The organism is Emticicia sp. SJ17W-69 (genome assembly GCF_051209875.1).
Classification (GTDB): domain Bacteria; phylum Bacteroidota; class Bacteroidia; order Cytophagales; family Spirosomataceae; genus Emticicia.
Genome location: NZ_JBNTQY010000001.1, coordinates 1,506,836 through 1,531,811 on the forward strand (window position 1 = coordinate 1,506,836; position 24,976 = coordinate 1,531,811).

The 24,976-nt window shown below is 36.5% G+C and carries 14 protein-coding genes; 10 read left to right on the plus strand and 4 right to left on the minus strand.

Annotated features, from left to right (window positions below):
• Positions 1 to 417 precede the first annotated feature (417 nt).
• The 5 genes from ACQUQZ_RS06165 (at position 418) to ACQUQZ_RS06185 (ending at position 15,770) form a co-directional block, all read left to right on the plus strand.
• Positions 418 to 1,512 carry a right-handed parallel beta-helix repeat-containing protein gene (locus ACQUQZ_RS06165; protein ID WP_435353920.1) on the plus strand — a complete coding sequence of 365 codons (1,095 nt, stop codon included), beginning with the start codon at positions 418 to 420 and terminating at the stop codon, positions 1,510 to 1,512.
• A 43-nt stretch (positions 1,513 to 1,555) separates the two neighbouring features.
• Positions 1,556 to 9,565 (plus strand): beta strand repeat-containing protein, encoded by an 8,010-nt coding sequence (locus tag ACQUQZ_RS06170; protein WP_435353921.1) that lies wholly within the window; start codon positions 1,556 to 1,558, stop codon positions 9,563 to 9,565.
• A gap of 422 nt (positions 9,566 to 9,987) precedes the next feature.
• On the plus strand, positions 9,988 to 12,930 hold the full coding sequence (locus ACQUQZ_RS06175) for an ELWxxDGT repeat protein (RefSeq protein WP_435353923.1): 2,943 nt from the start codon (positions 9,988 to 9,990) through the stop codon (positions 12,928 to 12,930).
• Between the two features lie 59 nt (positions 12,931 to 12,989).
• Entirely contained in the window at positions 12,990 to 14,105 is a 1,116-nt protein-coding gene (gene nagA, locus ACQUQZ_RS06180; protein WP_435353924.1) for an N-acetylglucosamine-6-phosphate deacetylase, read from the plus strand.
• Between the two features lie 153 nt (positions 14,106 to 14,258).
• Positions 14,259 to 15,770, plus strand: a complete 1,512-nt coding sequence (locus ACQUQZ_RS06185) for a magnesium chelatase (protein WP_435353925.1) — start codon at positions 14,259 to 14,261, stop codon at positions 15,768 to 15,770.
• 97 nt (positions 15,771 to 15,867) lie between these two features.
• On the opposite strand, the gene ACQUQZ_RS06190 is transcribed toward ACQUQZ_RS06185, so the two are convergent.
• From ACQUQZ_RS06190 to ACQUQZ_RS06205, 4 genes are all read right to left on the minus strand, one after another.
• Positions 15,868 to 16,053 carry a type II toxin-antitoxin system RelE family toxin gene (locus ACQUQZ_RS06190; RefSeq protein ID WP_435353926.1) on the minus strand — a complete coding sequence of 62 codons (186 nt, stop codon included), beginning with the start codon at positions 16,051 to 16,053 and terminating at the stop codon, positions 15,868 to 15,870.
• 22 nt (positions 16,054 to 16,075) lie between these two features.
• Positions 16,076 to 16,249, minus strand: a complete 174-nt coding sequence (locus tag ACQUQZ_RS06195; protein WP_435353927.1) for a hypothetical protein — start codon at positions 16,247 to 16,249, stop codon at positions 16,076 to 16,078.
• Positions 16,250 to 16,291: 42 nt separating this feature from the next.
• The gene (locus ACQUQZ_RS06200; RefSeq protein ID WP_435357641.1) at positions 16,292 to 18,925 is read right to left on the minus strand and encodes a valine--tRNA ligase; all 2,634 of its coding nucleotides are present in this window, start codon (positions 18,923 to 18,925) and stop codon (positions 16,292 to 16,294) included.
• A 154-nt stretch (positions 18,926 to 19,079) separates the two neighbouring features.
• Positions 19,080 to 19,799 (minus strand): head GIN domain-containing protein, encoded by a 720-nt coding sequence (locus tag ACQUQZ_RS06205; protein WP_435353928.1) that lies wholly within the window; start codon positions 19,797 to 19,799, stop codon positions 19,080 to 19,082.
• Between the two features lie 197 nt (positions 19,800 to 19,996).
• On the opposite strand from ACQUQZ_RS06205, the gene ACQUQZ_RS06210 reads away from it, so the two are divergent.
• The 5 genes from ACQUQZ_RS06210 to ACQUQZ_RS06230 all read left to right on the plus strand — a co-directional run bounded on the left by ACQUQZ_RS06210 (position 19,997) and on the right by ACQUQZ_RS06230 (position 24,975).
• Positions 19,997 to 20,911: an ROK family protein gene (locus ACQUQZ_RS06210; RefSeq protein WP_435353930.1), complete on the plus strand. Its 915-nt coding sequence runs from the start codon at positions 19,997 to 19,999 to the stop codon at positions 20,909 to 20,911.
• A gap of 37 nt (positions 20,912 to 20,948) precedes the next feature.
• Entirely contained in the window at positions 20,949 to 22,637 is a 1,689-nt protein-coding gene (locus ACQUQZ_RS06215) for a hypothetical protein (RefSeq protein ID WP_435353931.1), read from the plus strand.
• A gap of 284 nt (positions 22,638 to 22,921) precedes the next feature.
• A complete protein-coding gene (locus ACQUQZ_RS06220) occupies positions 22,922 to 23,335 on the plus strand; it encodes an RrF2 family transcriptional regulator (RefSeq protein WP_435353932.1) in 414 nt (137 codons plus the stop codon).
• A 63-nt stretch (positions 23,336 to 23,398) separates the two neighbouring features.
• Complete coding sequence (locus ACQUQZ_RS06225; protein ID WP_435353933.1) at positions 23,399 to 24,043, plus strand: NAD(P)-dependent oxidoreductase; 645 nt, start codon at positions 23,399 to 23,401, stop codon at positions 24,041 to 24,043.
• A gap of 161 nt (positions 24,044 to 24,204) precedes the next feature.
• Positions 24,205 to 24,975 carry a tail fiber protein gene (locus tag ACQUQZ_RS06230; RefSeq protein ID WP_435353934.1) on the plus strand — a complete coding sequence of 257 codons (771 nt, stop codon included), beginning with the start codon at positions 24,205 to 24,207 and terminating at the stop codon, positions 24,973 to 24,975.
• The last annotated feature ends 1 nt before the right edge of the window (position 24,976 follow it).

Below are 24,976 nucleotides of genomic sequence, written 5' to 3' on the forward strand. Positions count from 1 at the left end.
TGAAGTGATTTTGGGTAAAGTTTTGGTTGTAGAAACTATTCGATTAAATGTAAGACAATGATTGATACATCAGATTAATTGGCTTATTTTTTTTAAAATGGATGTAAGCTTTGCCAATCGTTTTTGTAAAGGTTGTATAATAAATAATAATTGCGTTGTGCTAAAAAATGTTGTAATCAGGCTACAAATACAACAAAAAGTACCGTATAATAAAAATGGTACCGTTTAATAAAAATGATTAGGCATTCATTCCTTTAAGCAATTTATTTGACATTTAAAGATTTGTATATGCTTGCAAGTTGCTTTAGCCTCTATCACTAATAGTATATTAATTTTATTTTTTTATAAACTCAACCGCAAAGCAGTAAAGAATATTTGAAAATATTTACTTATTAAAATTTAACTCCCTAAAATAACATGAAAAAAATATCTACCTTCATTCTTCGTGTGTTTGTGACTTTTTGTTTTTGTGCCATTGTTGGTACCTCAGTTTTTGCTCAAACTGTTCGCCGTGTAAACAAGACCCCAGGCCTGAATGACCCTTCGATTTATACCTCAGTACAAGCTGCTCATGATGCCTCAGGAGCTGGCGATATTATTTATGTTGAACCTACTGATGTTGACGCTGGTAGCTATGGTAATGTCACTCTCAATAGACGAGTAACTATCATTGGCACTGGGTATGATTTAGGGAATACACCTAATACTTCATTTGATAAAAGAGGAGTTTCACTGGGGAACTTAAGTTTTGACAATGGGAGTGCAGGAAGTTTAGTAATGGGGATGTCTATAGGTGGTGTGGGTATTTACGACATAAACTGTACAATTACCCGATGTACAATGAATAGTCTCGGTTTGGGTCAATCTGGTACATTATTAGGTGGGATTTATTCACAAGGTAACTATGCTACTATTACAAATAACAGATTTGAATCTGGGATTTCTGGAAGTGGTGTTGCAGGTGGACAAGCAATCAATTGCATTATAACAAATAATATTTTTAATAATAGAGCCGGTGCCGTATATATTAATTCGTTTTCTGGTGCAGTGATTAACTATAATACCTTTTATTGTAACGGTGGTAGCATTCTCAATGATGTAGATGGCAGTACAGTTACAAATAATATTTTCGATGCACGTGACCGTACTCTTGGGTATTTAGTAATGGGAGCAAATTCAAATGGCACCACAGTATCTAATAATCTTTGTACAAATGTGGCAGGTTTACCAGTGGGTGGTGGTAATGTTAATAGTGCCAATCCCAATTTAATTTTTACGGTAGGAAACCCTTGGAGTCCTTATAGCAATGATGCTAACCTACAATTGGCTACGAGTTCTCCTGCCAAGACAGTTGGTCCAGGAAGCACACCCATTGGTGTTTTTGCTGGTAATAATCCTTATGTGCTATCTGGTGTACCAAATGTGCCAGTTATTACTACTTTTACCAATACAGGTTCGGGTACCACAGCAACGCCACTCAGTGTAACGATCAGTGTAAGATCAGCTAATTAGTAATAAGGTTTAAAATTATTTTTTACCTAACTAATTACCAAACATGAAAAACTTCTCAATCTTATGGGTAAGTATGGCTTTCCTATGGCTATTTGTCATGGGTAAAGCATCTGCCCAGACTATAAATAGTGTCGAATACTTTATTGATAATGACCCTGGTGTAGGGAATGGCACGGCAGTTTCAATTACAACGGGCAATGTTGTCACGCAAACTTTCCCTGTTTCACTCTCGTCAATAAACCTTAAGGATGGTATTCATCGTATCAGTGTAAGGGCTAAAGATAGCAATAACCAATGGTCTTGGGTAGCTAATAGTTTGTTTGTTAAAGAGAGGATTACCAATACTGCCCCTCCCATAGACATCACAAAGATTGAATATTTTTTTAATCTTGACCCAGGTGTTGGGAATGGCGTTGATGTGCCTTTCACACAAGGCACTTCTGTGTCAAATCTCGGCTTTGTTACGCCTTTACCTTCTTTACCTATCGGTTTTCATTACCTAAGTGTACGTGTAAAAGATGCCCGTAATGGTTGGACACGTTGTATTTCTCGCCCATTTTTGAAAGAAGAAATACCTTCTAATATTCCATTGCCCAATATCACTTATATGGAATATTTCTTAGATGAAGACCCTGGCGTGAGCAATGGTACTGCCCTTACTTTTACGCCAGCTACAAGTATTAGTAATTTATCGTTTACCATACCTCTACCAGACAATGTTTCGCCTGGTATTCATACTTTTTCAGTGAGAGCAAAAAATGCCAATAACAAATGGAGTATTGTCACAAATCGAGCTTTTTTAAAAGAAAATATTCAGTCTTCTATACCACTATCGGCTATTAGCAACTTAGAATATTTTTTTGATAATGACCCTGGTGTTGGAAATGGTACTGCGGTCAATTTTACAGCAGGAACGACTGTAAATGATTTGTCATTTAGTGTGCCATTATCAAATTCATTACCCAATGGTATTCATACTGTTACTGTTAGATTTAAGGACAATAAAGGCAAGTGGAGTACTGCAGTTGTCAGACCATTTTACAAAGAAAATACAAGTACACTGGCAATTTTGCCAAATATCAATCGAGTTGAATATTTTATTGATACTGACCCAGGCTTCGGGAATGGAATCAATGTACCAATTACACCCAATTCGAGCTTATCAAATATCAGCTTTACGGCAGATTTGACAGGCCTACAGAATGGTAAGCACCTATTAGAAATTCGTGCCAGAGATATAAATAATAAATGGAGCACAGTAGGTTTGAGAGAATTTGTTTCTTGTATGAATCCATTCGCAGTGGCGATTTCGCCTGCAGCGGAGCAAAATACTTGTGTAGGAGTGCCAATAAATCTAAGTGTTCCTACGGGTTATACTTATCAATGGCGGCTCAATGGGCAAGATATTTTTAATGCAAGTTCAAATACATATTCAGCTACGCAAACAGGTAATTACAGTGTTGTAATTGCACAAAATGGCTGTTTATTTACTTTAAATTCTGTAAAAGTTAATGTTACTAATACGCCAAATCCACCAACAGTTATTACGCAGAATCAAACAATTTGTAACGGTCAAAAAGTTACCCTTGAATCAAGTAATTGCGGTGGCTTAGTTACATGGAGCGATGGAAGCACTGGTGGTGCTGTTATAGTAGCACCAACCACAACCACTACTTATACCGCAACTTGTACCATTGGGGGTTGTACCAGTGGAAATAGTAGCTCATCAGCAATCATTACTGTAAATGCAGCTTTAGCAATACCAACCATTACAGGGCCGAATTCGGTTGTTTGTCCAAATTCGAATGTTTCACTCTCAGCAAACGGATGTGCAGGAGTTATTACATGGAATAATGGACAAACGGGAAGTTCATTAAACTTTATAGCAACGGCATCAGGAACTTATTCGGCTACTTGTGCATCAGGTGGTTGTGTAAGTGTAGCAAGTAATACTTTTTCTGTAAATGTTAGTAATACTACTTCAAACGCCATGACTTTGACTGCTTTGAATGCGAAGATATGCAATGGTCAGTCAACGTCCCTCACAGCATCTGGCTGCGGAGGTAATATTTTATGGAGTAATGGTAGCACAACCTCAACTATTACAGTTTCACCGAGTGTCACAGGTACATATTCTGCCACTTGTACAGATAATGGTTGTACTGGAAATAGTGTCAATATTCTACAAATCCAAGTAGTGCCAATTCCAAATGCACCAACTCTTTACGGACAAAGTCAAATAATTTGTAAAGGAACAAGCATTAGTTTGAGTGCCTATAACTGTATTGGTGGAGTAATTAATTGGAGTAATGGATTTGTTGGGCAAACGCAAAGGATAACCCCAATGACCACAACTACTTATACAGCTACTTGTACGAAGGATGGTTGTCCAAGTGCAAATAGTAGCGGCATTACGCTCACAGTTTCAGAATGTGAAAATCTTGCAGTAAATATTACAAAGATTGAATATTTTATTGATAATGACCCTGGTTTTAACAATGGTATTGATGTACCTATAACCGCTTCTTCTGCTATTAATGACCTTAATATTATTATACCAATTCAGGCGTCGTTTGCCGATGGCTTACACAATCTTTCTATAAGAGCTAAAGATGCCAATGATCATTGGGCTTGGACAATAGTAAGACCATTTTGGAAAGAGGCTTTACCAAGTATTAATGTTTTACCAGATATTGTAAAACTGGAGTATTTTATTGACAATGACCCTGGTTATGAAAATGGTACAAACATTCCGATAACTGCAGGTGTATCAATTAATAATTTGGTAGTGACAATGCCTTTGGATAATTCATTAGTTACAGGATGGCATAATCTTACCATAAGAGCCAAAGATGCTAATGGAGGCTGGAGTATCGTCGTAATTCGACCTTTTTACAAAGATATTTTGCCTTCAAATGCTAATTTGCCAAATATAACCCGTTTAGAATATTACATTGATACTGACCCTGGTTATGATTTGGGGACAGAGATTCCAATTTCTACAAACTCTACCCTTAGTAATACCCCTTTGATTATCAATATGACAGGTCTTACTCCTGGGTCTCATTTTTTGGCGATTCGAGCCAAAGATGTTGATAATAAATGGAGTACAGTTGGTATTAAAAACTTTACTTATGGTACTAATATCGTTTCAATCGGAGCCATTCCCTCGGATTTGTGTGGGCAAACAAATTTAATTTTACCATATACACTCGAAGGAACATTTAATGAAGAGAATACACTTACCGTTCAGCTTTTAGATGCAAATAACAATATTGTCAACGCCAATTTGCTTACGAAAAATGCAACAAAAAGTGGTATATTGACAGTTACACTACCAAATGTAAGTGTTAATACAATTTATAAATTCCGAATCATCAGCTCTTCTCCTTCGTTGATGAGTGATCCAGTTCAGTTTACTTTAAAACCATCTACAATTCCTTCCATCTCTGCCGGAGGTTCCACTACTTTTTGTTTGGGTAATAGTGTTTTATTATCAGTTAGTAATTGTAATGGAACCGTTATTTGGTCAAATGGGATAACTAATGATATGATAAGTGTTACAACTTCTGGTACTTATAGTGCTACTTGTAATACACCAAATACCTGTAGTATGCCTACAAATAATGCTATAATTGTCACTGTTTATGGTGAATCAAGTCCCGTCATAACAGATACATCCGTCTGTGGCATAAATAGTACAGCCACTTTGACAGCATCCGGTTGTACTGGAGGTAATTTTGCTTGGTATTTAACGTCAACAGGAGGTACAAGTCAGTTCGTTGGAAATCCTTATACAACACCACAATTAGGTTCAACAAGTACATTTTATGTGAGTTGTGTTGTAAACGGTTGTGAAAGCACTCGAACACCTGTTACAGTTACCGTAAATATTCCACCAGTAGCGAGTATCACAGGAACAACGAATTTGACGTGTACGAATTTGAGTGTGAGTAGAACAGCGAGTGGCGGGGGTAGTTATTTATGGTCAAATAATTTAGGAACTTCCGCTACAGCGACTATCACGAGTGCAGGGACTTATACAGTGACAGTAACTTCATTGACAAATGGATGTAGTGCAACAGCGACGACCTTTGTTTCGGTTGATAGAACAGCACCAGTAGCGAGTATCACAGGAACAACGAATTTGACGTGTACGAATTTGAGTGTGAGTAGAACAGCGAGTGGAGGAGGTAGTTATTTATGGTCAAATAATTTAGGAACTTCCGCGACAGCGACTATCACGAGTGCAGGGACTTATACAGTGACAGTAAGCTCTTTGACAAATGGATGTAGTGCAACAGCGACGACCTTTGTTTCGGTTGATAGGACAGCACCAGTAGCGAGTATCACAGGAACAACGAATTTGACGTGTACGAATTTGAGTGTGAGTAGAACAGCGAGTGGAGGAGGTAGTTATTTATGGTCAAATAATTTAGGAACTTCCGCGACAGCGACTATCACGAGTGCAGGGACTTATACAGTGACAGTAACCTCTTTGACAAATGGATGTAGTGCAACAGCGACGACCTTTGTTTCGGTTGATAGGACAGCACCAGTGGCGAGTATCACAGGAACAACGAATTTGACGTGTACGAATTTGAGTGTGAGTAGAACAGCGAGTGGAGGAGGTAGTTATTTATGGTCAAATAATTTAGGAACTTCCGCGACAGCGACTATCACGAGTGCAGGGACTTATACAGTGACAGTAAGCTCTTTGACAAATGGATGTAGTGCAACAGCGACGACCTTTGTTTCGGTTGATAGGACAGCTCCAGTAGCGAGTATCACAGGAACAACGAATTTGACGTGTACGAATCTGAGTGTGAGTAGAACAGCGAGTGGCGGGGGTAGTTATTTATGGTCAAATAATTTAGGAACCTCAGCGACGGCAACTATCACGAGTGCAGGGACTTATACAGTGACAGTAAGCTCTTTGACAAATGGATGTAGTGCAACAGCGACGACCTTTGTTTCGGTTGATAGGACAGCACCAGTAGCGAGTATCACAGGAACAACGAATTTGACGTGTACGAATTTGAGTGTGAGTAGAACAGCGAGTGGAGGAGGTAGTTATTTATGGTCAAATAATTTAGGAACTTCCGCGACAGCGACTATCACGAGTGCAGGGACTTATACAGTGACAGTAACCTCTTTGACAAATGGATGTAGTGCAACAGCGACGACCTTTGTTTCGGTTGATAGGACAGCACCAGTGGCGAGTATCACAGGAACAACGAATTTGACGTGTACGAATTTGAGTGTGAGTAGAACAGCGAGTGGAGGAGGTAGTTATTTATGGTCAAATAATTTAGGAACTTCCGCGACAGCGACTATCACGAGTGCAGGGACTTATACAGTGACAGTAAGCTCTTTGACAAATGGATGTAGTGCAACAGCGACGACCTTTGTTTCGGTTGATAGGACAGCTCCAGTAGCGAGTATCACAGGAACAACGAATTTGACGTGTACGAATCTGAGTGTGAGTAGAACAGCGAGTGGCGGGGGTAGTTATTTATGGTCAAATAATTTAGGAACCTCAGCGACGGCAACTATCACGAGTGCAGGGACTTATACAGTGACAGTAAGCTCTTTGACAAATGGATGTAGTGCAACAGCGACGACCTTTGTTTCGGTTGATAGAACAGCACCAGTAGCGAGTATCACAGGAACAACGAATTTGACGTGTACGAATTTGAGTGTGAGTAGAACAGCGAGTGGAGGAGGTAGTTATTTATGGTCAAATAATTTAGGAACTTCCGCGACAGCGACTATCACGAGTGCAGGGACTTATACAGTGACAGTAAGCTCTTTGACAAATGGATGTAGTGCAACAGCGACGACCTTTGTTTCGGTTGATAGGACAGCACCAGTAGCGAGTATCACAGGAACAACGAATTTGACGTGTACGAATTTGAGTGTGAGTAGAACAGCGAGTGGAGGAGGTAGTTATTTATGGTCAAATAATTTAGGAACTTCCGCGACAGCGACTATCACGAGTGCAGGGACTTATACAGTGACAGTAAGCTCTTTGACAAATGGATGTAGTGCAACAGCGACGACCTTTGTTTCGGTTGATAGGACAGCTCCAGTAGCGAGTATCACAGGAACAACGAATTTGACGTGTACGAATCTGAGTGTGAGTAGAACAGCGAGTGGCGGGGGTAGTTATTTATGGTCAAATAATTTAGGAACCTCAGCGACGGCAACTATCACGAGTGCAGGGACTTATACAGTGACAGTAAGCTCTTTGACAAATGGATGTAGTGCAACAGCGACGACCTTTGTTTCGGTTGATAGGACAGCACCAGTAGCGAGTATCACAGGAACAACGAATTTGACGTGTACGAATTTGAGTGTGAGTAGAACAGCGAGTGGAGGAGGTAGTTATTTATGGTCAAATAATTTAGGAACTTCCGCGACAGCGACTATCACGAGTGCAGGGACTTATACAGTGACAGTAAGCTCTTTGACAAATGGATGTAGTGCAACAGCGACGACCTTTGTTTCGGTTGATAGGACAGCACCAGTAGCGAGTATCACAGGAACAACGAATTTGACGTGTACGAATTTGAGTGTGAGTAGAACAGCGAGTGGAGGAGGTAGTTATTTATGGTCAAATAATTTAGGAACTTCCGCGACAGCGACTATCACGAGTGCAGGGACTTATACAGTGACAGTAAGCTCTTTGACAAATGGATGTAGTGCAACAGCGACGACCTTTGTTTCGGTTGATAGGACAGCTCCAGTAGCGAGTATCACAGGAACAACGAATTTGACGTGTACGAATCTGAGTGTGAGTAGAACAGCGAGTGGCGGGGGTAGTTATTTATGGTCAAATAATTTAGGAACCTCAGCGACGGCAACTATCACGAGTGCAGGGACTTATACAGTGACAGTAAGCTCTTTGACAAATGGATGTAGTGCAACAGCGACGACCTTTGTTTCGGTTGATAGGACAGCACCAGTAGCGAGTATCACAGGAACAACGAATTTGACGTGTACGAATCTGAGTGTGAGTAGAACAGCGAGTGGAGGAGGTAGTTATTTATGGTCAAATAATTTAGGAACTTCAGCTACAGCGACTATCACGAGTGCAGGGACTTATACAGTGACAGTAAGCTCTTTGACAAATGGATGTAGTGCAACAGCGACGACCTTTGTTTCGGTTGATAGGACAGCTCCAGTAGCGAGTATCACAGGAACAACGAATTTGACGTGTACGAATTTGAGTGTGAGTAGAACAGCGAGTGGAGGAGGTAGTTATTTATGGTCAAATAATTTAGGAACTTCAGCTACAGCGACTATCACGAGTGCAGGGACTTATACAGTGACAGTAAGCTCTTTGACAAATGGATGTAGTGCAACAGCGACGACCTTTGTTTCGGTTGAAGCCTTACCTCCAACACCAATCATTTCGCCAATAAATCCCCCTGCAATTTGTTCTGGGCAAAGTATTTCGCTTACAGCAAGTGGCTGTTCAGGTTTAGTGACTTGGTCAAATGGTGCAACTGGAAGTACCATTTCAGTTTCTCCTACAGGGACAACTACTTTTACAGCAAATTGTACCATTAATGGATGCGTGAGCAATAATAGTCAGCCAACAGTTGTAACTATAACAGCAAATTGTAATAATTCAATTAAAATTTCACCATCAAAAGTTTTTGTTTGCCCGAATACGCAATTAACACTTACTGCAACAGGTTGTTCAAGCATGATTACATGGACTGGTGGAATAACAGGTAATGTTCTAACAATTACACCAACTGTAACAGGATCTTATACTGCAACTTGTTCGGCAGGAGGAAGTAGTACTGTTGTTGTAACAGTTGGAACAACTTCCGCTATATTAACAAATGCTGATAATGTTTCAACTGGGAGTGTTAAATTTCAAGTTACAGAATCAATCACTTCAAATAGTATCATTGGAGAAACTTCTGTTATTCCTAAGCCGAATGTTTTATATCAGGCGGGTAAATCTATCATTATGCAACCCGGTTTTAGTATAACCGCAGGAAGTGTGTTTAATGCTAAGATTCAAGGCTGTAATTAGATTATCAATAATTCTATCTAAGTTTTCAAGATATTTAAGCCAAAGTTTAATATTTTTTGAAATTAGTATCTCCTTCCTCTCCTTTTCTTATCAGGACAAGGGGAGGAAGATTTTTTTTATCATAGAAACAACAATCAAACTTTCAAATCTCTTCAATTGATACTAAAAAAGTTTACTACATTGCTGATTATCAATACCTTGGTGAAAACGGTAAAATTAAAGAACGGTTATTAGATACGTGAACATATTGGAAAGATAATTTCAAGAGGTAATACTCATTAGATTTGAATTGCTAACTATTGCTATGTAATATTCGACTATAAATAATGGCTAAAAAAAAGTTGAATAAAAAGCTTAAAAAAGCATAAAAAATCATCAAATTTAATGCTTTAAAAAAGACAAATAATTACTCAAACTCAATCATGATTCAAAATAAACTTTATAACATCAATTATATAGCAATACCTAAAGCAGTTTTATTACATATCTTGATAATTTGTCTTATTCCATTTTTTGCAATATCACAAACTCTCCAATTAGTAAAGGATATTAATAGTAATTTTCTGCCATCATCTTCACCTACAAATTTTATCAATATTAATGGAATTTTATATTTCTCAGCGACTAATCAGAAATTTGGAATGGAGTTATATAGAAGTGATGGCACATTGTTAGGAACTAAATTAGTAAAAGATATTAATCAAGGTTTAAATAGTTCTAATCCTACAAATTTTACAAATATCAATGGAACTCTTTATTTTAGTGCTAATATAGGTTCTGGCTATGATTTGTGGAAAAGTGATGGTACTGATGCTGGAACAGTTTTAGTTAAAGATATTTATAATGAATTCTATTCGTATCCAAAATTTCTTACCAATGTCAACGGAACTTTGTTTTTCACTGCTGGAGATGAAATAAATGGCACTGAGCTATGGAAAAGTGATGGAACAGAGGCCGGAACTGTCATGATAAAGAATATTTTGTCAGGTCGTGGAGGATCTGCTCCAGAAAACTTATTTAATCATAATGGTGTACTTTACTTTTTCGCTTATCACAATTTATATGGGTACGAACTTTGGAAAAGCGATGGTACTGAAGCAGGAACAGTTATGGTCAAAGATATATATACGGGGCCAAATAGTAGTCATAGCTTATACTACCCAAATAATTTTGTAAGTATTGATAATACCTTATATTTTACTGCAAATAATGGAATAAATGGCTCTGAAGTTTGGAAAACAAATGGAACCGACTTAGGTACTGTTATGGTGAAAGACATTTATGTAGGAGCCGATAATGGTGTAAATCCTGCTATTGATAGATTAATAAACATGAATGGAAACATTTATTTTTATGCAAATGATGGTAATTTTCAGGAAGAATTATGGAGAAGTGATGGTACTGAAGCAGGAACAGTGATGGTCAAAGATATTGCGGTAGGAAGTAATTCTTCTTATCCACGAGATATTACAAAGGTGAATAGTACGTTGTTTTTTTCTGCAGCAAATGGCATAAATGGGGTAGAGCTATGGAAAAGTGATGGTACGGCTGTAGGAACAGTGATGGTAAAGGATATCTATGAAAATGATAATAGCTATATTAATTCACCTAAAGGATTTGTTGATTTGAATGGTACCTTATATTTTGTGGCAAATAATGGAATCAATGGTTATGAACTCTGGAAAAGTAATGGTACGAATGCTGGGACAACGTTAATTAAAGATATTTATGAAGGGACAAATAGTGCTTATGATTTTTCGCCAAAGCTTTTTGCTTTAGGAAATACATTGTTTTTTAGTGCCAATAACGGAATAAATGGCTATGAACTTTGGAAAAGTAATGGTAAAGAGGAAAGTACTTTAATTATTAAAGACATAAATGTAGAAAGTTCAACACCTTCAAATTTGATAAATGTTAACAACATTTTGTATCTATCAGCCAATGATGGAAAAGTAGGACAAGAATTATGGAAAAGTGATGGAACAGCTGTGGGAACTACTCTCGTAAAAGATATAAATATTGGAGCTGGTAACTCAAATATTTCAATGCTTGGTACGGCTAATAATAATCTTTTCTTTAATGCAAATGATGGAAATACTGGTCTTGAACTTTGGTCAAGTATGGCTAATAATACTCAATTAGTGAAAGATTTTTTCAATGGATACAACGAATATTCGAGAATAAGTTATTTTGCAAGCATCAATAACATTATGTATCTTAGTGTTACTGATAATGGTGTTTTAGGGACTGAACTCTGGAGAACAGATGGAACTCCTGCTGGAACAGTTTTGGTTAAAGATATTTGGCCAGGGAGTGGAAGTTCTGAACCAAAGTTTTTGACAAACCTTAATAATACCCTATATTTTCTTGCATCCAATCCTGAGACTGGATTCCTTGGGCTTTGGAAAAGTGATGGAACATCGGCTGGAACATTATTGGTTCGTGATACTGGAGGAATTCCCAGAGAGATGATAAACGTTAATGGTACATTATTTTGGACAACAATTAATAATCAGATCTGGAAAAGTGATGGTACAGAGGCAGGAACAGTTCCTGTGAAAACAATACCCAGTGCATTTTCAAATGATACTTATTTTTTGACAAATGTCAACGGTACATTATTTTTTGTTTCTAACAATGGATTAGAAGGTGGAACTGGAAGCGGTGTTGAGCTTTGGAAAAGTGATGGCACAGAAGCAGGTACTGTATTAGTTAAAAATATTAATCTAACAGGTAATTCTTACCCTCGTGATTTGGTTGATGTTAATGGAGTGTTATATTTCTATGCCGATGATGGAATACACGGAATGGAACTTTGGAAAAGCAATGGCACGGAAGCGGGTACGGTGCTCGTCAAAGATATTAATATTGGAACCTCAAATTCATCTGACGGTACGTATCCCTTTGATACCTATTTAACCAATTTAAATGGTACTTTATATTTTGTAGCCAATAATGGTGTAAATGGGAGAGAATTATGGAAAAGTGATGGAACTACAATTGGTACTGTAATGGTCAATGATATGAGTCAAGGCATCGAAAGTTCTACCCCTAAAAACCTTACAAAAGTAAATGATGCACTATATTTTTCGGCAGATGATGGAATATATGGAAATGAATTGTGGAAATTAACACCGCCACCTTGCCCAGTAGAAATTATCTTGCAAAGCCCCACTAATGATTACACAAATGGAATTCTTATTCAAGAAGTAAACCGTATCATAGGCACAATTGCTGCTGCCAATAAAATAACCAATACCGCTAAAGTTACTTATCGGGCAGGAAAAAGTATTACCCTTCATTCTGGATTTATGGTTGATAGTGGAGCGGTTTTTAAAACCGAATTTGGTGGTTGCAATAATTGAAAGAAATATTTTAAAACATTTTCCCTAACTTGCTCAATAATCTTTGAGCAAGTTTTTTTATGCAAACAGTCATCATCAACGCCACTATTCATACTGGCACTGAAGTACTTGAGAATCAATCAATTGTCATTGAAAATGGCATAATTTCAGGACTTAGTCAAAATCAATCGGCATCGGAAGTAATCGACCTCCAAAACAAACATATTTCCGCAGGATTTGTTGATACGCATATCAATGGAGGAGAAAAATTTTACTTCACCCAATATGCCAACGAAGAAACGATTCAAGATATTTATGAGTCAAGTCTGAAATTGGGTACGACACACGTTTTGCCTACGCTCATTACTTCTCCACTCGAAAATATCTTGAAAGGTATTGAAGCCACTCGTAGCTTTTTAGAGAAAAATCCAAACGCTGGCGTACTCGGAATGCACCTTGAAGGTCCTTTTTTGAATCTTGCTAAACGTGGAGCTCATTTAGCAGCCTATATCAGAAAACCAACCAATGATGAGTTAGCTGAAATCATCAAATATGGCAAAGGTATTATTAAACTTATGACGGTTGCTGCTGAAAACTTTACTACGGAACAACTGGAGATGCTACTCGAAAGTGGCATAAAAATATCGCTGGGTCATTCAAATGCTACTTATAAACAAGCAAAAAGTGCTTATAATCATGGGATTACGCTTTGTACACATTTGTATAATGCCATGACCCAAATGGGGCATCGTGAGCCTGGGGTAGTTGGAGCAACTTTTGATAGTACTGATGTTTATGCTCCTATTATTTTAGATGGTTTTCATTGTGATTATGCAGCAGCTCGCATTGCCTATAAAATAAAAAAAGACAAACTTTTCTTGATTTCAGATGCACTTTTTGTGGGAGAAAAAGTTAAACAATTTCAATGGGAAGAATTTGATGCGTATTTAGAAAATGGGAAATACCGAAACTCGGAAGGAAATTTGGCAGGAGCGGCGGTTTCGATGGCAGATTGTGTTAGAAATGCTGTGCATCATTTAGGAGTTTCATTGGAGGAGGCAATCAAAATGGCAACGATTCGTCCAGCAAAAGCATTGGGAATTGATGATGAAATTGGTCAGATAGATAAGGGGTTTCCCGCAAAATTTGTTGTATTTGATGAAAACTTGAATGATTTTAAACCTTTAGTTTTTTAACCCAATTTTTCAAATCGTAATGATTATTCTGAACAATTTGGAAAATTGTATTACAATACTCAAACCATTTCTCGATTAAATCCGTTATTCAAAGAAGATAGTTTCAATGTCCGAAAATTATACATTCCCCAAAATACATTATACATTAAATTCATGCCTTTCGATAAGAATATTTTAAAAATCAAGACACTCGGCGAATTAAAAGCCAGTGGCTACCGCCCAAAATCAATTAAACAAGAACTTCGTGATAATTTAGTTGAAAAACTTAAAAATAAAGAGTCTGTTTTTCCAGGAATTTGGGGTTATGAAGATACCGTTATTCCTGATGTAGAAAAGGCAATTCTTTCGATGCACCACATCAACTTGTTGGGTTTGCGTGGGCAAGCAAAAACTCGTATCGCTCGTTTGATGGTTAATCTTTTAGATGAATTTGTTCCAATCGTGGCGGGTTCAGAATTAAATGATGACCCTCTCGAACCACTTTCAAGATTTGCTAAAGATTTAATTGCCGAACACGGTGATGCTACCCCCGTTTCGTGGCTACCTCGTGAAGAACGTTATAATGAAAAATTGGCAACACCAGATGTTTCTATTGCTGACTTAATTGGCGATGTTGACCCAATCAAGGCGGCAACGTTGCGATTGCCTTACTCTGACGAACGAGTCATTCACTTTGGTATGATTCCACGTTCGCATCGTTGTATTTTTGTTATCAATGAATTACCCGATTTGCAGGCACGTATTCAAGTTTCATTATTTAATATTTTACAAGAAGGCGACATTCAAATTCGTGGCTTCAAACTCCGAATGCCGCTTGATATCCAGTTTGTATTTACAGCAAACCCTGAAGATTATACCAATCGCGGAAGTATTGTAACGCCACTAAAAGACCGTATTGATAGCCAAATCGTAACTCATTATCCAAAATCTATTGAAATAGGACGCAAGATTACAGAGCAAGAAGCAATCATTAAAGATGGTCAGAAGAAAATTGCTGTCAATGATATTTTGAAAGATTTGGTTGAACAAATTGCCGTTGAAGCTCGCCAAAGCGAATATGTTGATGCCAAAAGTGGCGTGTCGGCTCGTATGACGATTTCAGCTTATGAAAACTTGTTGAGTTCAGCAGAAAGACGTTCATTGATTAATGGCGAAAAAAATGTAAATGCCAGAATATCAGATATATATGGGGCAATTGCTGCCATCAATGGAAAAATAGAATTGGTTTATGAAGGTGAAGTAGAAGGCCCTGTTTATGTAGCTCAAAGCCTTATAGGTAAAGCAATGCGAACAGAGTTTTTGAAATATTTCCCCAATCCTGAAGCAGTCAAGAAGAAAAAATCAGGTAAAAATCCTTTTCAGCAAGTATCAAATTGGTTTGGCGAAGGAAATGTAATTGATTTTACAAATGACTTAACTGACCGTGAATACCGTGCCAGACTAAAAACCATCGAAGGTTTGGAAGAATTGGTAGAAGGTTACCACGGACGTTTGAGTGAAGATGATAAATTATTTATGATGGAATTTGCTCTGCATGGATTAGCAGAATATTCATTAATCAGTAAGCAAAATTTAGATACAGGCCTACAATTCAAAGATTTATTGGATAGTATGTTCGACCCTAATAAGATGAAGTTTGATGATGATGACGAGGATTTTAGGTAAAAAGCCGTCAAAAATTTTGAATAAAAGGGTTAAATCTAACATTCAGATTTAACCCTTTTGGTTTATGAGTCATAAACATCTCTATGATGTCCGATTTTTACAATACTCTATAATCTCCAATTCTTATTCGATAACGATTTTCTTCTCCTTTCAATTTTTTACAATTAGTAGGTCTTGGCTCAATAGCAAGTAATTGTATTTCAGGAATTATTCGAGCAATCAACTGATTAGATAATTTTCTTAATTCTTTAGCTGCTGATTTTGTGAAAATTATGCTATACATCTCGTTAATTTTTATATCTACCTTAAGCTTTTAATTCACTTAAAAGAGATTCTAAAGAAATTGTTTCTTCATTCTTTCTTTCTTCAAAAACTAAGAAATCAAAAAAGTCTTCTAAACTTTTTCCATGTTTGCGAAGGTTGATAACAACATCTGTCCGCTCGCCCTTTTCATCGGTTATATATTTTACTCCCGTCATACTGATATTGATTTTATACAAATATAATACTATTTATTAAAATCACCCCAACTTAGCCAACGCTTCTTCCAAAGCTTTAATTTTAGTTTCGGCATCAATCAATTTTTGGCGTTCTTTTTCAATGATTTCTGGTTTTGCATTTTGTACAAATCGTTCATTTGATAATTTAGCTTCGGTTGATTTCTTGAAACCTATGATATAATCTAAATCTTTTTGCAAAGCAGCTTTTTCTTCCTCAATATCCAAATTTTTTCCTAAATCAATTGTCAATTCATCACCTTTAATGACAAAACTCATACCATCAGTTTTATCGCTAACGTATTGAATAGCAGAGATATTTGCCATTTTTTGGATTAAACCCGCTAAAGTTTCATAGCGAGCTTGATTGTCAGTTTTTACTGCTAAAGGCAAGGCTTCTTTTGGCGAAATTTGCTTGGCATTTCGAGTATTACGAACTGTCGAAACGATTTCAAACAATAATTCAAAATCAGCTAAAAGGCTTTCGTTTACTTCGCCACCTGTTGGGAATGCTGCTAAACAGATCGAATCATTGGCATTTCTTTCTTTAATCGACTGCCATAATTCTTCTGAGATAAACGGCATCCAAGGATGAATCAAACGCATTAATTCATCAAAAATTTCGAGTGTTGCATTGTATGTTTCTTGGTCAATTGGCAAGCCTTTTCCATCAATATAAGCGGGCTTTATCATTTCCAAATACAATGAACAGAAATCATCCCAGATAAGATTATAAGTACTCATCAAGGCATCCGACATTCTGAATTTATTGTAGTGGTCGAGTGTTTCAGCAACAACCTTATTCATTTTTGTTTTGAACCAAGATACAGCCAGTTTATTACTCGCAGGAGCTGCTTCTGCACTTGTTTCCCAACCTTTAATTAAGCGGAAAGCATTCCAAATTTTATTACTAAAATTACGGCCTTGTTCACATAATTTTTCATCAAAAGGCAAATCATTTCCAGCGGGCGAACTAAACAACATTCCTGTACGCACACCATCTGCTCCATATTTTTCAATCAACTCAATTGGGTCAGGTGAATTACCCAATGATTTCGACATTTTTCGGCCTTGTTTATCTCTTACAATACCCGTCAAATATACATTTTTGAATGGATAGGTACCTTTGTATTCATAACCCGCAATAATCATTCTGGCTACCCAGAAGAATAAAATCTCAGGGGCAGTTACTAAATCATTGGTTGGGTAATAGTAGTTAATATCCTCATTATCAGGGTCTTTGAAGCCATCAAAAACTGAAATTGGCCATAACCATGAACTGAACCAAGTATCCAAAACATCTTCGTCTTGCGTAAGGTCTGTTTCGCTTAAAGCAAATAATTGGTACTTATCACGAGCAATTTTCAAGGCTGCCTTTTTATCTTTTGCTACGATACAAGTACCATCGGGCATATAAAATGCAGGAATTCGATGCCCCCACCAAAGTTGGCGACTGATACACCAATCACGTACATTTGCCATCCAGTGATTGTATGTATTCTTAAATTTCGGTGGAATCAGTTGAATGGTATCATTCATTACATTTTCCAATGCAGGTTCTGATATACGTTTCATTTTCAAGAACCATTGTAATGAAATCTTAGGTTCGATAATCGCCCCTGTTCTTTCTGAAGTTCCAACAGTTGATTTATAATCTTCTTCTTTGACTAAATTGCCCGATTCAGCCAATAATTTTGCAATCTTCTTACGTGCCACAAATCTATCCTCACCTACCAAAATCAAGGCTTTTTCATTCAATTTCCCATCATCTGTCAAAATGTCAATGATTTCTAAACCATGTTTTTGTCCGAGAGCATAGTCGTTTTGGTCGTGGGCAGGTGTTACTTTCAAGCAACCCGTTCCAAATTCCATCGTTACATATTCATCAGCAATGATCGAAATCTCACGATTGATTAAAGGAATTTTTACTTTTTTACCAATTAAATCTTGGAAACGCTCATCGGCTGGATTAACACAAATCGCTGCATCAGCCATGATTGTTTCTGGGCGAGTAGTGGCAATCGTAACGCTCCCTTCTTCTCCATCATAACGAATGTAATACAATTTCTGTTGAACATCTTTCATGATTACTTCCTCATCCGAAACAGTAGTTTTGGCTTGAGGGTCCCAGTTTACCATGCGGTGTCCACGATAAATATCTCCTTTGTTATGTAAATCAACAAAAACATCAATTACGGCATCATACAAACTTGGCTCCATCGTGAAGCGGGTTCTGTCCCAATCACATGAAGCACCTAATTTGCGGAGTTGTTGCAAGATGATTCCACCATATTTTTCTGTCCATTCCCAGCAATATTTCAAGAATTCTTCACGAGTAAGGTCAGCTTTATTGATTCCTTGCTCTTTCAGCATCGCCACAACTTTCGCTTCAGTTGCAATAGAAGCATGGTCAGTTCCTGGTACCCAACAAGCTTCTTTGCCTTCCATCCGTGCTTTACGAGTCAATACATCTTGAATAGTATTGTTGAGCATGTGTCCCATGTGAAGCACACCCGTCACATTAGGTGGGGGAATCACGATGGTATATGGTTCTTTATCGGGATTAGGTTTCGACTTAAAGTATTGATTATCAATCCAATACTTATACCATTTGTCTTCTATCTCTTTCGGATTGTAAGTTTTGCTGATTTCTGCCATTATGCTGAGAGTCGATGGTCGATAGCCGACGGACGACAGTTTTTGTTTATAATAATGCAAAAATACAGAATTTTTAGGCATAAAAAAACCTGTAAGGTCTTTTTCGGACGGTGTCGTCCAGACCTTACAGGTTTTAGTTTTAGCAAATTTACAATCAATTAGCATTGAAAATTTTCCCTGAACCAGAAATATATTTGCTAATACGTGGATTTCCTCTGAACCATACACTTCCACTTCCCGAAATATTCACATCAAGATTACTCAAAGCAGTAGTTTCACAACGTCCCGAGCCACTGATGGCAACATCTGAATTATCGGCGTGCATATCAAACGACTCAATTTTTCCACTTCCTGAAACTGTATAAATTGCATTATAAGTATCTCCTTCCATGAAAATTAAACCCGAACCATTCAAATCGGCAACTAAATCATTTTTTACATCGAGAGCCATGTCAATTAAGCCACTTCCTGACAAACGTAAACTCATGTTTTTTGAAAAAATCTTGTTATCGCTGATAACTTTTCCACTTCCTGAAACATAAACAGCATTCAAATCAGGCACTTGGATATAAATTTTGACATTATTAATGCCACGCAAGCGACCATTATCATCTAAAATCAATGTATTTCCGCTTACTCGACTAATGACGTAATTAATAATATTACTTTCCGCAACAATTTCAATGTCTTTGGCAATGCCTTGACGTACGATGACTTCGGCAGGAAAATATAATTCTAAACGATTAAAATAAGCAGTGCGACGATATTCTGTTTGCACAACACCGCTTCCTTCAATATAATTATAAGTATTACAAGATGACAATCCAAATACTCCCAAAAGGACTGTACACATTACGACGAACGAACGTTTCATGGTTTCGATTAAGTTTAGCTTTTTATAAAAATTGTTGTCTTTGAGGATAAGATGCTATAAGTTTGTAAGGCGTTGCTTGTTGATTTGTTAATGACAAGTTAATAAAGTCCACAGTCCACCGACGACGGTCGATAGTTAAACATTCGGCATTATTTATTTTACATTATCAATTAAAAAAATCAACCTTATTTATAAAAATGAAGACACTTTGGGGCGTAGATTTAGGCGGTACAAAAATCGAAGGCGTTGTAATGAATGCCGAAAACAATGAAGTTTTATCAAGGAAAAGAATTCCAACTGAAGCCAATAAAGGCTATGAACATATTATCAGTCAAGTTGCCAAATTGATTGATTCTATCAAAGAAGAAGTAAAAATCCAGCCCACAGCCATTGGTTTTAGTACGCCAGGGACAACCGACCCTACTACGCAAACCATGAAAAACTGTAACACCACTTCGATGAATGGCAAACCGATGAAAGCTGACCTTGAAAAAGCCCTCGGTGTACCTGTTGAACTCGCCAATGATGCCAATTGCTTTGCTTTAGCAGAAGCCACTATGGGAATTGTGAAAGATGTTTTACCTGATGCAAAAGTAGTATTTGGAGTAATTCTTGGTACAGGCGTTGGTGGGGGAGTAGTAGTAAACGGACAAGTAATCAATGGTCGTCATGGCATTGGTGGCGAATGGGGACATAATTTCTTTGAAGACGATGGTGTGATGTGCTATTGTGGAAAAGTGGGTTGTAACGAAAATGTATTTTCAGGCCCAGCTTTGCAGCAATATTATAAGAAACTAAGCGGAAATGACCTAACCATGAAGGAAATTTATGAACTTCACAAAGCAGGAACCGACCCGAACGCAACAGCTACGTTACAACATTTAATTAAATCATTCGGAAGAGCCATTTCTTCTATTGTGAATGTGCTTGACCCTGATGCGATTGTGATTGGTGGCGGAGTTGGTAATATTGATATGCTTTATACCGCATTCCCAGAAGAACTGAAAAACTGGATTTTTAATAGCAGAAAAGTAGAAACACTCTTCCTAAAGCCAAAATTAGGCGACAGTGCAGGTGTTTTTGGTGCGATTGAATTGGTTAGGAGGTATTGAAAGGGGAAATTTTTAAAAAAAGCAAAACCCAAAGCCAATGGCGAAACAAATTATCACTACTGATAGAATTGAAAACATATTAAGCGGAAAAGAGTTAGTTTTCATTGATAATTCAGGCGTTCAACCTCGAATATTGGTAAAAGAATGTGAATTTGGCTTTTTTGCTTCAAATAATTCAATTAAAATTCCTTACGATTTGATATTTGAAGGATGCAATTTTATGCAAACTTTTTATTTAAACGGTATTTCAAATAAATCTATTTTTTTTAAGAATTGTTCTTGTTATGAAGACTTGTCGTTAGGAATAATATGTGATGAACTACATATAACTTATTCTAAATTTTCCATATTCCTATCATTAGGAGGCTGCAAAATCAATAAAGTCATATGTATTTTAATGACCTCTTCTTTTAGAGTTAGTAGAGGAGAATATGGTCAATTTTCTGTAATTAACTACGATAAAAATAATACTCTTTCACTAGATTTTAATGCTCCAACCTTTAAAGAATATTTAGAAATAATTAGTCAAGATGATAAGATAAAGAACATTTTTAAAATTACTTATTTTAAAAATTTAATAGCAAAAAAAATTAAGTTTTTGAATTTGATTATTGAAAGTAAATTTGATATACAAGGTGAAGAATCAAACATTGAAAATTTTGATTTTCAAAAAATAATTTTTAAAGAAGTCCTGAAGGTATTTGATGGAAAATTTGGCACACTGTCAATTTTGGAGTCATCTTTCGAAAAAAATCTTGAACTTAATAAAGGCAATTTTAAAATTGTAAAAATTGATAAATTAGAAAAAGTAGGTACTATTGAAATCCAATCTCCTGTTTATATTGATGAATTTGAACTCGCTTCAACAACTAAACCTTTTACTCTTTTACTTAATAGTAGCAGTCATAATAAAATTTATCTCAAAAATTTAAACTCCAGTAAGGATAATTTTATCTGTTTTAATCAAATAAGAGTTAATGATTTAATGTTCAACAAGTTTATCAATTTTGGCAATATTTATCTGATAAATCTAAAGCAAAGCAATAATCCAGTAAATAAAGATTCAACAATCTTTATCTTAAATTCTGATTTAGGGAAGACAACTATGATGGATTGTAACCTAGAAAATTATAGGCTTGATTTCCATTCATCCAAAATCAGTGAAGTTTTCTTGGCAGGAACTAAAATGCCCTCACACAATAAAATAAATCGAAATAGTGGAGATAAAGAGCAAAAACGCCTTGCATTAAGCCAAATAAAGAAAATTTATGAAAATAGAGGTGATTCATTGTCTGCAAATGAATATTATGCAGAAGAAATGAAAACTTATATGAGCCAATTGTTTAGTAATTTTAAAATCTCTAAAATTCCAGAATTACTAAATCTGTTATTTAATTATATCTCAAATAATTTCGGACAAAACTGGCTTTTAGCTCTTATAAGTACAATTTTAATAGTTTTTATCAGCCTTGAATTATTTACCCGTTCTTTAAACTTTCCAATAACTGACAATATTTTTGAGGCTTTAAAATGGAAAATGGGGCTAATGTTTGAGTACATTAATCCTACAACTAAAATCAAAGATTTTGCAGATAGTTTAGGGCTAGCACATGAAAAATTGACCTCAAACAGCAAATTTATTTTCGGAATAACTCGATTTGTTGTTATTCCATATTTTGTTTATCAATTAATTGCGGCCTTCCGTAAGCACGGTAAAAAATCATAATTTATGTTTAGCGACGCTGAAAGCGTCAAACATGAATAGCACCGATTGCAAATCGGTGTAGGAGATTCTAAAGCAAACGAACCCTAAATGGGTTCAACCCTTTCAGGGTGGAGTTCCTTTTTATTATTTCTCCCCCGATTGCATCGAGGGCTAATCAAGTTAAACACTTTCAGTGTTTTTTATTTAATTTATTTAAGTTTGAGACATATTTATTTAATTTTAAAAAATAATCCTCCTCTCAGGAACTAATCAAATAATAAAACTGTAATATTAATAATTACAGAATGAATAACGCAAGATTTCAAATATCGGTACATATTCTTACATTGCTTGCAAAGGCAGATGGCGAGCCTATGTCTTCCGAGTTGATTGCTGGAAGTATCAATATCAATCCTGTTTTGGTGAGAAAAGAAATTTCTGTTTTACGCAAGGCAGGTATGGTACAAAGCAAAGAAGGTAAAAATGGTGGTTGTTTTCTGGCCAAAAATGCCCAAAATATTTTACTTTCTGATGTTTATCAAGTCGTTAGGCAAGATGCGAGTGTTTTGGGTAAAAGTAAAAATATGCCAAATCCCGCTTGCCTTGTTGGCAGACAAATCAATCATCACATTGAAGGAATTTATCAGATTGCTGACGATGCCATTTTGGAAAGTCTTGGTAAAATCAGCCTTGCGGAGTTCACTAATAAATTTGAATAATTTTTTTAACAAAAACTGTAATATTTTTAAATACAGTTAATTTAAAACAACAAAATAAATATCATGAAAGTAGCAATTATTGGAGCATCAGGCTTTGTTGGTTCGGTATTATTAAACGAAGCTCTCTCACGTGGACACCAAGTAACCGCCATCGTACGTAACCCAGAAAAAATTACAGTAGAAAATCCCAATCTAACCATCAAACAAGGCGATGCTTCAGATAGCGATGCTTTAGCAACTTTGCTTGAAGGAAATGAGGCTGTTTTAAGCACTTTTAATGCAGGTTGGACAAATCCGAATTTGTATGATGATTTCTTAGCAGGTTCAAAAGCAATTCAAGAAGGGACAAAAAAAGCAGGAATCAAGCGTTTATTGGTTGTTGGTGGTGCAGGTAGCTTGGAAGTTGCTCCCAATTTGCAATTAGTGGACACCCCACAGTTCCCTGCTGAATGGAAAGCAGGTGCAACAGCCGCACGTGATTATTTGACTTTCTTGCGTGAAGAAAAAGACCTTGATTGGACATTTTTAAGTCCAGCTATCATGCTCGAACCCGGTGAACGTACAGCTAATTTCCGCTTAGGTGGCGACCAATTATTGACTGATGAAAAAGGCGATAGCAAAATTTCAGTGCAAGATCTTTCAGTCGCTTTGGTAGATGAATTGGAGAAAAACCAATTTATTCAAAAGCGTTTTACAGTTGCTTATTAATTCTGAAAGGCTGCCTCAATCATTTTATGCTATCAAGCATTTACTTTTTGGGGCGGCCTTTTTCAAGAAAAATCTACCATTCAGTAATATCTTTTTATAATTTAAAACTTGATTAAAAAAAAATATAAATTTGGCTATTAATCTTAAAACGATTCTTAGTTATGAAAACTTTCTTCTTTACTACAATTTTGTTTTTATCTTTCCTTCTCGGAAAATCTCAATCAATAACCATCTTACCGAGCAATGGTATTGCGTTGTCAGACGCACAACAAAGTATTAAATTCCCCGAACAATATGTAGCCAATGTGCCAATGATGTACTTGTTTGCTGGTGGTACTCAAAATACAACAAGAATGGTAATTGCCCATTCACCTACTTACCAAAATTATGGGTTGCAATACAATGATGTACAAGATAAGTTTTATTTTGTTGGTGCAGGAATAAATGCTTGTTCGATTGATTTATATAATCGTATTGTCGATGTAAACGGCTTGACAAAAACCAATAATCTTCAAATTGCAAATGGAGGTAGTTCGAAAGACTTTTTAGTTAAAAACGATGTAAATGGCAATGTTGGTTTTACCAAAGGCAATAATCGAGTAGGAATTAGCTATATCATTTCGTTAACGGGAGTATTCCCATCAAGAGAATCAATGTCATCAAGAATGAAATCAATTGATGGAGTAGCTGGTTTAAACCCATTCTATGGTGAAATAACAATGTTTGCGGGTAATTTTGCACCTATGGGATGGGCTTTTTGTGATGGACAATTGCTATTAATAAGTGAAAACCCTGCATTATTCAGCATTTTAGGAACTACTTATGGAGGCGATGGTAGAACAACTTTTGCTCTACCAGATTTAAGAGCCGCAACACCAGTTCACGTTGGTACTTCAAATGGAATTACTTATGAATTAGGTGAAAAACATTAGC